Here is a 12386-nt window from a genome sequence, read left to right as displayed (position 1 = left end):
TTTAACGCCAGATATAAAACACCTGTGCTTAACTTGGTACAGTATTTAAACGGTTTCGTATCTGTTTAAGTTAAATGAAAAATCAAAACTAAAAGCACCTCAACTTCAACAAACCGTTAAATAAAAACTAAAACCAGCAATATCGCTGGTTTCTTTTTTATATTTGATTTTAGCTAAAACAAAACCATGCAAAAACGATTACTTTACTTATTTATAGGGCTTTTAACAATATCTTTTTCTCAAGCCCAAAAACCAAAAACACCCTCATCATCAGAGATTTACGAGTCTATTCAAAAACTTAACTTTTTAGGTTCGGTGTTGTATATTGCAGCCCATCCAGACGATGAAAATACACGTTTAATTGCTTATATGTCTAACCATGTAAAAGCAAAAACAGCCTATTTATCATTAACGCGTGGTGATGGTGGACAAAACCTAATTGGCCCAGAAATAAGAGAACTTTTAGGTGTTATTAGAACACAAGAACTTCTTGCTGCAAGACGTATAGATGGTGGCGAACAATTATTTACAAGAGCTAATGATTTTGGTTACTCTAAACACCCAGACGAAACTTTAGAAATTTGGGATAAAGATGAAGTGTTAAGCGACGTAGTTTTAGCAATACGCCAATTTAAGCCAGATGTAGTTATTAATAGATTTGACCATAGAACACCAGGTACAACTCATGGTCACCATACTAGTTCTGCTATATTAAGCTTAGAAGCTTTTGATCTTGCAAGCAACACCGCTGCTTACCCCAACCAGCTTAAACACACAGATATATGGCAACCAAAGCGTTTATTTTACAACACCAGCTGGTGGCGCTATGGTAGTAAAGAAGCTTTTGATAAAGTTGACAAAAGCAACATGATTAGTTTTGATATTGGCACCTATTACCCATTAAAAGGCATGAGTAATAACGAATTAGCATCGTTAGCTAGTAGCCAACATTTATGTCAAGGTTTTGGGCGTTTGGCGCAACGTGGTAATCAAGAAGAATTTATTGAATTTTTAAAAGGAGAACCTTTAAACGGAAATGACAATATTTTTGCTGGTATTGATACTTCTTGGAATCGTGTAAAGGGAGGCAAAGCTGTTGGTACTATTTTAAATGCTGTTGAAAAAAACTTCAATTTTCAAAACCCTGCTTCACATATTTCTCAATTAATAGAAGCTTACCAATTATTACAACGTGTGGAAGACAAACATTGGAAAGCGCAAAAAACTGAAGCACTTAAAACTATTATAGAAATGTGTGCCGGACTGTATTTAGAAGCCTCGGCAGAAACTAATTTAGCAACACAAAACGAAATTATTAATCTAAATATAGAAGTACTTAATAGAAGCGATATACCAATAGTTTTAGAAAGTTTGAATAATGCTAGCGGCTTAAAAATATCAAAAGGCATAACACTTAAAAACAATACAAAATATGATTTTAAAGAGCTTATAAAAGTTCCAAGTGACGCCGAACCTACCACACCATATTGGCTAAACGAAAAAGGGTCTTTAGGCATGTATAAAGTTAATAACATGAAGCTTATTGGAAAACCTGAAACACCAAGAACCTTTAATATCAATTTTAATCTATTAATAAATAATACTCCCATAACAATCACAAAACCTGTTATTCAGCGTTTTTCAAAACCAGATAAAGGAGAATTATATCGTCCGTTTGAAATTATCCCAGAAGCTTCAGCTAAAATTACCGAAAAGGTTATTATTCTTGATAATGACCAACAACGCGATATTACAGTAGTTGTAAAAGCAGGTAGAGATAATCTTGAAGGCGATGTAGAAGTTTGCCACCCTAACGATTGGAGTGTTTTTCCTAAAAAGCAAAAAGTATCTATTGCTCACAAAGGCGAAGAGCAAACACTTACGTTTACAGTCATTCCTCCAAAAGAACAAAGCGAAGGTTTTATTGGCCCAATTGTTCATGTTAGCGATAAAAGTTATACTAAAGAACTTATTGAAATAGATTATGAGCACATTCCGTTTCAAACGGTATTATTACCTAGCGAAAGTAAAATTGTGCGTTTAGATATAAAAAAACGAGGTGAAAATATTGCCTATATTCAAGGTGCTGGTGATGTTGTTCCTGAAAGTCTAGAGCAAATTGGTTACAATGTTCGCATTATTACACCCAATGACATTAATGCCGAAACCTTAAGTAGATTTGATGCTATAGTTGTTGGTATTAGAGCATACAACACCATAGAGGAACTAAATTTCAAGCAACAACAACTATTTGATTTTGTAGCTAATGGTGGTAATATGATTGTGCAATACAATACAAGCCATCGTATAAAGGTAGATAACTTATCACCTTTTGATTTAAAACTATCGCGCGATAGAGTTACTGATGAAAATGCAGAAGTTCGTTTTTTAAATCCAGATCATGAAGTATTAAACTTCCCAAATAAAATTACTCTAAACGATTTTAAAAACTGGACACAAGAACGTGGTTTATACTTCCCTAACAGTTGGGGTAAGGAGTTTACTCCTATTCTATCAATGAATGATAAAGGTGAGACTGCCAAAGATGGTAGTTTATTAATTGCAAAACATGGTAAAGGCCATTACATTTATACAGGTTTAAGCTTTTTTAGAGAGTTTCCTGCAGGCGTTTCTGGTGCCTATAGATTATTCGCAAACATGCTATCAATAGGAAAAAGTGATATAGAGCAAACCCAAAAATTAAATGATTAATTATGGAAGAAGAACAACCAAAACCAAAATGGCTTAAACTATATTCTGTTGTATTAATAGCGAATGCAATCTACTTTGTTCTTTTTTACATTATTACAAAATCCTTTTAACTATGCAAACCTTAAACTGGATTGATTGGGCAGTACTTTGCGTTACGCTAATAGCCATTGTAACCTATGGCACATTACAAACACGCGGTAGTAAAAACGTAAAAGATTATTTAAGAGGTGGCAATACCTCAAAATGGTGGACTATTGGTTTATCGGTTATGGCAACACAAGCAAGTGCTATAACTTTTTTATCAACCCCAGGACAAGCTTTTAATGATGGTATGGGCTTTGTGCAATTTTACTTTGGACTACCCATAGCTATGGTGGTTATTTGCATGGTTTTTATTCCATTATATCATCGCTTAAAAGTATACACAGCATACGAGTTTCTAGAAAACAGATTCGATTTAAAAACGAGAACTTTAGCGGCTATTTTATTTTTAATACAGCGTGGTTTAGCTGCAGGTATTACCATTTTTGCACCTGCCATTATTTTATCGGTTGTATTGGGCTGGGACTTACTAACTCTTAATATCATTATAGGCTTTTTAGTTATTATTTACACCGTTTCAGGAGGAACTCGAGCAGTAAACGTTACTCAAAAACACCAAATGGTGGTTATTTTTATAGGTATGCTTGTGGCGTTCTTTTTAATTGTAGACAAACTACCGCAAGATATTACGTTTAGCAAAGCATTGGATATTGCTGGAGCTAGCGGTAAAATGGAAGTTCTAGATTTTTCTTTCGATTTAAATAACAGATATACCTTTTGGAGTGGTATAATTGGTGGTACGTTTTTAATGCTATCTTATTTTGGTACAGACCAAAGTCAAGTACAACGTTACTTATCGGGTAAATCGGTTAAAGAAATGCAATTGGGTTTAATTTTTAATGGTATTTTAAAAGTGCCTATGCAGTTTTTTATCTTATTAGTTGGTGTTATGGTATTTGTGTTTTATCAATTTAATGAAGCACCCGTTAACTTTAATCCTACTGCTACCGAAGTTGTATTAAATTCTGAATATGCTGAAGAATTTAAAGTACTTCAAAAAGAACAACAACAAATTTTTAGAGACAAGCAAAAGATTATAGAAGCCTATACAAAATCTGAAAACCCTGAAGCTGCTAAGTATATTTCGGCAGCAAATTTAGCCAATGAAGAATTAAGACAAGAGGCTAGAGATTTGATTGATAAAGCAGCAGAAAGTCAAGATATTAAAGTGGAAAGTAACGACAAAGATTATGTGTTTATTCACTTTATACTTAACAATTTACCTCGTGGTTTAATAGGACTTTTATTAGCTGTGATTTTAAGTGCTGCAATGTCAAGTACAGCCAGCGAACTTAATGCATTGGGTTCTACTACAACTATAGATTTATACATAAGAAATACTGGAGAAAAAACTGAAGAAGAAAAAGTAAAAGCTTCCAGATGGTTTACATTCCTTTGGGGTATTATAGCCATTGGAGTTGCCTGTGTTGCTAACCTTGCCGAAAACTTAATACAATTAGTAAACATTATAGGTTCTATATTTTACGGAAATGTTTTAGGTATCTTCCTACTTGCCTTTTTCTTTAAGTTTGTTAAAGGCAATGCTGTTTTTATAGCGGCATTAATTACTCAGGTTTTAGTAATTGCTTTGTACCTATTAGATTTATACGATTACATAAACCTACCATTTTTATGGTTGAATTTTGTGGGCTGTATGATAGTTATAATAATAGCTTGCTTACTTCAATTTATAACACCTAATAACAAAACCATCTATGAATAAAACTATTAATTGGGGCATTATTGGCTTAGGAAATATAGCCCATAAATTCGCAACAGATTTATTGACAATTGAAGGCGCCAAATTATACGCTGTTGCTTCTAGAAACCAAGATAAAGCAGATACTTTTGCATTAAAATATAATGCGACAAAAGCGTATAGTAGTTATGAAGATTTAGCTAAAGACAGTAATATTGATGCTGTTTATATAGCTACACCTCACGCTTTACATAAAGAAAACACACTATTATGTTTAGAACATAATATTGCTGTTTTATGTGAAAAACCTTTTGCAATGAATAGCCTTGAAGTAGCAGAAATGATTGCAAAAGCTAAAGAGAAAAATGTGCTGCTTATGGAAGCACTTTGGACCTATTTTTTACCACACTACAAATATGTTTTAAATGCTATAGAAAGTAACGTTTATGGAAAAATGGTTAAACTAGAAGCCGATTTTGGTTTTAACCGAGCTTTTGATAATACGTCAAGATTATTTAATAAATCTTTAGGTGGTGGTAGTTTATTAGATATTGGCATCTACCCTATTTTTGCAGCACTATCTACTTTAGGACTACCTAAAACTATAAAAGCTGAAGCCACTTATTTTGAAAATGGTGCAGACTCGTCTTGTAACATGACTTTTTATTACAGTAACTCAAAAGCAATTCTAAAAAGCACTCTTATTGAAGACACAGCTACTCAGGCTATTTTTTATTTTGAAAAAGGAATTATAAAAATAAACACTCAGTTTCATGCACCTTCAACAGTTACATTAATACCAAACGAAGGTAAAAAAGAAACTATAGATTTTAATTACAAAACCATTGGCTATAATTACGAAACTATACACTTTAATGAATTATTAAGACAAGGCAAAACAGAAAGTGATGTGATGTCTTTTGAGTTTAGCAAGCAACTTATTAGTACTTTAGATGCTGTTAGAAAACAAATAAACCTAGAGTATTAATACTTAAAACAACACTTGCTTATAAGTGCGTTAGGGATTGAAACGTTAGCTTTTGGCGAGGCGCGCATCGAGCCAAAACTTTTAGTGTAAAGCCCGACCCTTGTGGTAACGCCCAAAAACAAAAAACGCAACCTAAATAGATTGCGTTTATTTATTAATGTAGCGAATGGTTTTACATGGCGCCCCAAGCTTTTAAAGACTCGGTGTTCATTTTTACATAGCCATCGTTCCCTGCTTTTTTAGCCAATTCTAACGATGCTTTTACTGCTGCAATTGCACTTTTTGTATCGCCAGCTTTAGCGTGTATTAAAGCTTGTTTTCTTAAGTACCAAAAGCGTGGTTTATCTTTAGTCATATCAATAGCTTTATCAATCCAAACTTTTGCTTTATTGATATCCTTATCGTTTTCTAAATAATATGTTGCCGAAGCGTAGTAATCTTCTAAACTAGGCCCATTCATAGCTTTATCTATATTTGCAGAAACTTGAGTATCTGTAGGGACAGTAAAATCTAGTCCTACCCATGTTTTTTCCCAAATAAACTCAAGTCTAGCACCTGTAGCGCTTAAGTTGTTAATATCGATAGTAAAAGACTCTACACTAAACGGGATTTCATGAGCCTTAACACTTGTTTTAGCCGCAACATACTTACCGTCTAAATCTTTTGGTGTTCCAGATTCTTTGCCGTCGTTATAGAAAATAACATCCCAAGAATCTGCATTAGGAATAGTGAAAATTGAATACGAACCTGCTTTTAAAGTTTGACCATCTATAACAGCATCTGTACTAAAGGTAATTTTTGTTCTAGCATTTGCTCCTGTTCGCCATATTTTCCCATAAGGCACTAAATCGCCAAAAATAGTACGATTTTTAACGCCTGGTCTTGAGTATTCTATGGTAACATCTGTAACACCTACTTTTTGTTCAACTTTAGAGAACGGACTAGGTTGTGGTGTAGCAATTTGTGCGTTAACACCATAAAACATGGTGCACGACATAAATAATAATAGTAATTTTTTCATGATAGTAGTTATAATTAATTAAGGTTTTAACATTATAAAATTAACCAATATATAATCGGTTAATGTTAACAAAAGCTTAAATTAAAATGGTTTAAATGTCTTTATTTTCATTAAACCTATTACCAACACTAGGCTTTCACCTCTCATACCTCATGAGTTTTATGCAAAAACATAAAAACTTACACTTTATTTTTAATCTACTTTTTAAGTAAACTAAACTTTAATAAAATTTATGTTTACCTGAAAACACAAGGATTTAAGCACTTATATAAATAAACTTTATTCAAACATAAATTATTTTGTTTAACTTATTTTATTATTTGTTAAACATTTTATATCTTTGATGTAAATAATATAAGTTATGGCAAAGAAAAAAACAGTCTCTAAAAACGATATCATTACATTTTATATGGATTATGTTTTAGAACATGACAGCAACCCAAAAACAGTATTTGCTTTTTCTAAGTTGAATAATTTTGAAGAAGCGAAATTTTACGAGCATTTTTCATCTTTTGAAGCTATTGAAAAAGGAATTTTTGAAGCCTTTTTCACTAATTCGATTACTGCTTTAAATAAAAGCGAGGATTATGAAATTTTTGATGCTAGAAATAAACTTTTAAGTTTTTACTACACGTTTTTCGAGAATTTAACCGCCAACAGAAGTTACGTAAAACATGTTTTGGATAAATATAAAACCGATCTTAAAGGGTTAAAAATTCTTACTGGTTTAAAAACTCATTTCACAAAATATATTAGTGAATTAGGTATACAAATGCTAGACTTAAAACAAGATCAACTTGAAAGAATACAAGATCGTGCACTAAAAGAATCTGCTTGGTTACAATTATTATTAACCATGAAATTTTGGTTAGATGATTCTTCTGCTTCGTTTGAAAAGACAGATATTTTTATTGAAAAATCTGTGAATACCACGTTTGATGTGTTAGACATTGCGCCCTTAAAAAGTGTAATAGACTTAGGGAAGTTTTTGTTTAAAGAAAAAATCCACATGAATTAATAGCCTATGAAAACGATAGATAAAATACCAACATCAAAAATTCAGCGGGCAACAAAACTAGTCTCTACGGGAGCTAAAGTAGGTGTAAATTATTTAAAATATTATGGCGACAAGATTGTAAATACTGAAGAAGAAGCTAAAGAGCGCCTTAATAAAAATAATGCTACTGATATATATGATGGACTAAAACAGCTTAAAGGAAGTGCACTTAAAGTAGCACAAATGTTAAGTATGGAAAAAAGCATATTGCCTCAGGCTTATGTAGAAAAATTTTCTTTGGCTCAGTTTTCTGTGCCACCATTATCACCTCCTTTAGTTATAAAAACTTTTAGAAAATATTTTGGGAAACACCCAAATGATTTATTTGATACTTTTAACGCAACTTCTGTTAACGCTGCGAGCATCGGTCAGGTGCATATTGCAACTAAGAATGGGAAAAAACTTGCTGTGAAAATCCAATATCCAGGAGTTGCGGAAAGTATTGCTTCAGATTTAGCTATGGTAAAACCTATAGCCATGAGTATGTTTAATATTAAAGGTAAAGACTCAGATAAGTATTTTAAAGAAGTTGAAAATAAGTTAACAGAGGAAACCAATTATGTATTAGAAATGAAGCAAAGCAAGGAAATATCTTTAGCATGCTCTCATATTTCAAATCTATTGTTTCCAGGATATTACGAAGAACTTTCTTCTGAGCGTATTTTAACTATGGATTATATGAAAGGTGAGCACCTTTCTGAATTTACAGCTTACAACACAAACCAAGTAATATCTAATAAATTAGGACAGGCCCTATGGGATTTCTACATGTTTCAAATTCATAATTTGAAAAAAGTGCATGCAGATCCACATCCAGGAAACTTTTTAGTTAATGAGGAAGGCCAGTTAATAGCCTTAGATTTTGGCTGTATGAAAAGCATTCCAATGGAATTTTACACACCTTATTTTGAGTTAGCAAAAGAAGAAAACATTAACAATAAAAACTATTTTGTTTCTAAACTTTACGAACTTGAAATACTTAAAGAAGAAGATAGTGAAGAAGAGTTAGCCTTTTTTACCGAAATGTTTTATGATATGTTGAGTTTATTTACACAACCATTTCAACAAGAAACTTTTGATTTTTCTGATGCCGAATTTTTTGGAAAAATAGCCGAGTTAGGCGAACGTTATTCTAAAAGTACCGATTTAAAAAAGATGAATGGTAATAGAGGGTCTAAGCATTTTATTTATATTAATAGAACCTTTTTTGGTTTATATAATTTAATGTTTGATTTAAAAGCTCAAAATATTAAAATAAATAATTATCTGCATTTGTAATGGCATATTTTAGTGAAACAGAATTAAATAACCTTGAGCATTTATATAAAATCAACTTAATAAATAGTTGTTCTGGATATAAATCTGCAAACCTTATTGGTTCAATATCTAACAATGGTATTGAAAACGTAGCAGTATTTAGCTCTGTTACGCACATTGGTTCAAGCCCAGCTATACTTGGCTTTTTTTTAAGGCCTACAACTGTTATAAGAAATACATACGAAAACATAAAAGCTACTGGATTTTATACCATAAACCATATACACAATAATATAACTAAAGATGCGCATCATACTTCTGCTAAATACGATAAATCAATTTCAGAATTTGATGTGACTAGTTTAGAATCAGAATTTAAAAATAATTTTGAAGCACCTTTTGTAAAAAATGCCCCCATACAATTGGCAATGCAATTTGTTGAAGAGTATGACATTAAGGCTAATAACACTATATTAGTTATTGGCAAAATAATAGGGTTGCACACAAATGATAACCTTATTGAAAATGATGGTTTTATTAACCTATCAAAAGCCAAAGTAGCTGCTATAAATGGATTGGATGGTTATGCGGTTCCTAGTACAAACTCACGTTATGGCTACCAAAGACCAAAAGCACTAGAGGTGAAAGCTTAATTTAAGCACACCGTTATAACAAGTAATGATAACGCTTTTAAAAAATCAATATGAATATTCTAGTTACCGGTGCCACAGGCTACATAGGCAAACGTCTTATTCCCTTTTTATTAAATGAAGGGCATACGGTTATTTGTATTGTACGAGATAGACTTAGAGCTGATAAAAGCTATGCAGAAGATGAAAATATTTTTGTTATTGAAGGTGATTTTTTAAAACCTGAAACATTAAATGATATTCCAAAAAAAATAGATGTAGCGTATTACTTAATTCACTCTATGTCTAATTCTTCAAAAGATTTTGAATCGCTTGAAGAACGTTGTGCTGTTAATTTCAAAAAATATATTGAAACTACAGACACGCAACAAGTTATTTACCTTAGTGGTATTACCAATGAAGAAAAACTATCAAAACATTTACGTTCTAGAAAAAATGTTGAAGAGATATTAGCTTCAAATAAATATGCTCTCACGATATTCAAAGCTGGAATTATTGTTGGATCTGGCAGCTCTTCCTTTGAGATTATAAGAGATCTAGTTGAAAAACTTCCTTTTATGATTGCACCAAAATGGCTAAATACAAAAACTCAACCCTTAGCTGTTAGAGATGTTTTAACGTTTTTATCTAGTGCTGCCGGAAATAAGAAATTATACAATAAAACATACGATGTATTTGGACCAGAAATTCTTACTTACAAAGAAATGCTGTTACAATTTGCAGAAGTTAGAGAACTAAAACGTTACATTTTAACTGTGCCTGTTATGACTCCAAAACTATCATCATACTGGCTGTATTTTGTTACTTCTACCTCTTACAAATTAGCAACATCTTTAGTAGACAGTATGGGTGTTCAAATTATTGGAAAACCTAGTGATATAAATAAAATTCTAAATGTAAACCCAATTACTTACAAAGAAGCTGTTTCATTAGCTTTCGAAAAAATAGAGCAAAATAGTATTGTTTCAAGCTGGAAAGATTCTATGGTAAGTAGCGGAAGACTAAGAAATCAATTGCACAAATATGTTAACGTTCCTAAATACGGCTGTTTTAAAGATTACAAAGAAAGAAACGTAACAAACTCAGAACTAACAATCAACAAAATTTGGGCTATTGGAGGAAAAACTGGTTGGTACTATGGCACCTTTTTGTGGCAAATTAGAGGTTATATTGATAAGTTATTTGGAGGTATTGGTTTACGTCGCGGTCGAACCAGCCCAACAGAACTAGATGCGGGTGATGCCCTAGACTTTTGGAGAGTAATTTTTGCTAATAAAGAACAACAAAAACTATTATTATACGCAGAAATGCGATTACCTGGTGAGGCTTGGCTAGAATTTAAAATTGAAGATAATATACTAAAACAAACAGCAACTTTTAGACCACGCGGACTTTGGGGTAGACTGTATTGGTATAGTGTATTACCTTTTCATGGATTTATTTTTAGAGGTATGATTAATAAATTAGTTAATGCCTAATCTTAAAAAGCAAAATCTTCCAAAAAAAATATGTCCAGTTTGCAAACGGCCGTTTAGTTGGCGTAAAAAATGGGAAAAAAATTGGAATTCAATAAAATATTGTAGTGAAAGATGCAGGAGAAACAAAACAATACAAGTTTAGTTTGGTTTACAAACGATCTACGCGTTCATGACAATGATGTTTTAAACCAGGCAATTTTAGAAAATAATCACATTATAGCTGCGTATTGCTTTGATCCTAGGCAGTTTAAAATTGATGAATTCGGATTTAAAAAAACAGAAAAATTCAGAGCACAATTTCTTATTGAAACTATTCAAAATTTAAAAGCAAATCTTAAAAAAATAAATATCGAATTATTTGTTTTTGTGGAACTGCCCGAAAAGTGTATTCCTAAATTAATAACAAAACACAAAATAAACACAATATACCTGCAAAACCAATGGACATATGAGGAACAAATAGTTTTTAAAAATTTAAAAAAAGTGCTTTCAAAAAGCTTGTATTATAAAACATACTATAATCAGTTTTTATACCATCCGGATAATATTAATATGGCTATTTCTAATATTCCTAAAGTGTTTACAGATTTTAGAAAGCATGTTGAAAAGCACAGTATTGTTAAAAATATAAATTTAAACAACAATATTAAAGCCATTGAGAATATTGATAATTCAACAAAAATTCCAACATTACAAGATTTAGGTTTTAAAGACTTTAAAACACATTTAAATACGGCATTTCCATTTAAAGGCGGCGAAGATGAAGCTTTAAAGAGGTTAAAATATTATTTTTTTGAAACTAAGAAACTAGGTTTTTATAAAAAAACAAGAAATGGATTGATAGGAACAGACTTTAGTTCAAAATTTTCGCCTTGGTTGGCAAACGGTAGTGTTTCTGCAAAAACCATTTATTGGGAAGTTAAACAATTTGAAAAAGAACATTTTAAAAATCAGTCAACTTATTGGTTAATTTTCGAACTTATTTGGCGCGATTATTTTAAATACATTTCATTAAAACATGGGAATACCATTTTTAAAATTGGGGGTATTCTTAACAAAATTTACGATTGGAATTACGATAAATCTTTAATTCAAAACTGGATAAATGGCGAGACTAAATCTCAGTTTGTAAATGCCAATATGATTGAGCTAAAAAAAACAGGATGGATGAGCAATAGAGGTAGGCAAAATGTAGCGTCTTTTTTCGCAAAAGATTTGAAATTAGACTGGAGAATTGGCGCTGCATATTTTGAATCGCTACTTATTGATTACGATGTACACAGTAATTACGGTAATTGGATGTATGTATCTGGCGTTGGTAATGATCCTAGAGATAGAAAATTTAATGTAGCGTTACAAGCAGAACGCTATGATGCCAACGGGAAATTTCAAAATTTATGGTTACAAGAAACTTTATTTTAA

10 protein-coding genes are annotated in these 12386 nt (G+C 31.7%); 9 read left to right on the top strand and 1 reads right to left on the bottom strand.

Annotation, left to right across the window (positions count from 1 at the left end; all coding sequences use genetic code 11):
* The first annotated feature begins 186 nt into the window (after positions 1–186).
* From Q0842_RS04385 to Q0842_RS04375, 3 genes are all read left to right on the top strand, one after another.
* Positions 187–2712, top strand: coding sequence for a PIG-L family deacetylase (locus Q0842_RS04385; RefSeq protein ID WP_298494733.1), 2526 nt, complete (start codon positions 187–189; stop codon positions 2710–2712).
* 112 nt (positions 2713–2824) lie between these two features.
* The gene (locus Q0842_RS04380; protein ID WP_298494731.1) at positions 2825–4537 is read left to right on the top strand and encodes a sodium:solute symporter; all 1713 of its coding nucleotides are present in this window, start codon (positions 2825–2827) and stop codon (positions 4535–4537) included.
* The gene (locus Q0842_RS04375; protein ID WP_298494729.1) at positions 4530–5501 is read left to right on the top strand and encodes a Gfo/Idh/MocA family oxidoreductase; all 972 of its coding nucleotides are present in this window, start codon (positions 4530–4532) and stop codon (positions 5499–5501) included. Before Q0842_RS04380 ends, Q0842_RS04375 begins: the two co-directional genes overlap by 8 nt.
* 172 nt (positions 5502–5673) lie before the next feature.
* Here the strand turns inward: Q0842_RS04375 and Q0842_RS04370 are convergent, their stop codons facing one another.
* Positions 5674–6522, bottom strand: a complete 849-nt coding sequence (locus Q0842_RS04370; RefSeq protein ID WP_298494727.1) for a DUF2911 domain-containing protein — start codon at positions 6520–6522, stop codon at positions 5674–5676.
* A gap of 361 nt (positions 6523–6883) precedes the next feature.
* Here Q0842_RS04370 and Q0842_RS04365 point away from each other — a divergent pair, with 361 nt between their 5' ends.
* Genes Q0842_RS04365 through Q0842_RS04340 form a run of 6 tightly spaced genes read left to right on the top strand, consistent with a single transcriptional unit; the run spans position 6884 to position 12386 of the window.
* On the top strand, positions 6884–7540 hold the full coding sequence (locus tag Q0842_RS04365) for a TetR family transcriptional regulator C-terminal domain-containing protein (protein ID WP_298494725.1): 657 nt from the start codon (positions 6884–6886) through the stop codon (positions 7538–7540).
* Between the two features lie 6 nt (positions 7541–7546).
* A complete protein-coding gene (locus Q0842_RS04360; RefSeq protein ID WP_298494723.1) occupies positions 7547–8857 on the top strand; it encodes an AarF/UbiB family protein in 1311 nt (436 codons plus the stop codon).
* The gene (locus Q0842_RS04355; RefSeq protein WP_298494721.1) at positions 8857–9489 is read left to right on the top strand and encodes a flavin reductase; all 633 of its coding nucleotides are present in this window, start codon (positions 8857–8859) and stop codon (positions 9487–9489) included. Before Q0842_RS04360 ends, Q0842_RS04355 begins: the two co-directional genes overlap by 1 nt.
* 50 nt (positions 9490–9539) lie before the next feature.
* Positions 9540–10964: an SDR family oxidoreductase gene (locus Q0842_RS04350; RefSeq protein WP_298494719.1), complete on the top strand. Its 1425-nt coding sequence runs from the start codon at positions 9540–9542 to the stop codon at positions 10962–10964.
* Complete coding sequence (locus tag Q0842_RS04345) at positions 10957–11106, top strand: DUF2256 domain-containing protein (RefSeq protein ID WP_298494717.1); 150 nt, start codon at positions 10957–10959, stop codon at positions 11104–11106. Before Q0842_RS04350 ends, Q0842_RS04345 begins: the two co-directional genes overlap by 8 nt.
* The gene (locus tag Q0842_RS04340; protein WP_298494715.1) at positions 11076–12386 is read left to right on the top strand and encodes a DASH family cryptochrome; all 1311 of its coding nucleotides are present in this window, start codon (positions 11076–11078) and stop codon (positions 12384–12386) included. Before Q0842_RS04345 ends, Q0842_RS04340 begins: the two co-directional genes overlap by 31 nt.

It is taken from the genome of uncultured Algibacter sp. (genome assembly GCF_947495675.1).
Lineage (GTDB): Bacteria > Bacteroidota > Bacteroidia > Flavobacteriales > Flavobacteriaceae > Algibacter_B.
Note: the sequence above shows the minus strand (reverse complement) of the source record. Positions and strands in the feature narration are given on the sequence as shown.

Coding starts and splice junctions, on each gene's coding strand:
- Q0842_RS04360 (WP_298494723.1), top strand. CDS start 7,547: ATGAAAACGATAGATAAAATACCAACATCAAAAATTCAGCGGGCAACA.
- Q0842_RS04365 (WP_298494725.1), top strand. CDS start 6,884: ATGGCAAAGAAAAAAACAGTCTCTAAAAACGATATCATTACATTTTAT.
- Q0842_RS04380 (WP_298494731.1), top strand. CDS start 2,825: ATGCAAACCTTAAACTGGATTGATTGGGCAGTACTTTGCGTTACGCTA.
- Q0842_RS04355 (WP_298494721.1), top strand. CDS start 8,857: ATGGCATATTTTAGTGAAACAGAATTAAATAACCTTGAGCATTTATAT.
- Q0842_RS04370 (WP_298494727.1), bottom strand. CDS start 6,522: ATGAAAAAATTACTATTATTATTTATGTCGTGCACCATGTTTTATGGT.
- Q0842_RS04350 (WP_298494719.1), top strand. CDS start 9,540: ATGAATATTCTAGTTACCGGTGCCACAGGCTACATAGGCAAACGTCTT.
- Q0842_RS04340 (WP_298494715.1), top strand. CDS start 11,076: ATGCAGGAGAAACAAAACAATACAAGTTTAGTTTGGTTTACAAACGAT.
- Q0842_RS04345 (WP_298494717.1), top strand. CDS start 10,957: ATGCCTAATCTTAAAAAGCAAAATCTTCCAAAAAAAATATGTCCAGTT.
- Q0842_RS04375 (WP_298494729.1), top strand. CDS start 4,530: ATGAATAAAACTATTAATTGGGGCATTATTGGCTTAGGAAATATAGCC.
- Q0842_RS04385 (WP_298494733.1), top strand. CDS start 187: ATGCAAAAACGATTACTTTACTTATTTATAGGGCTTTTAACAATATCT.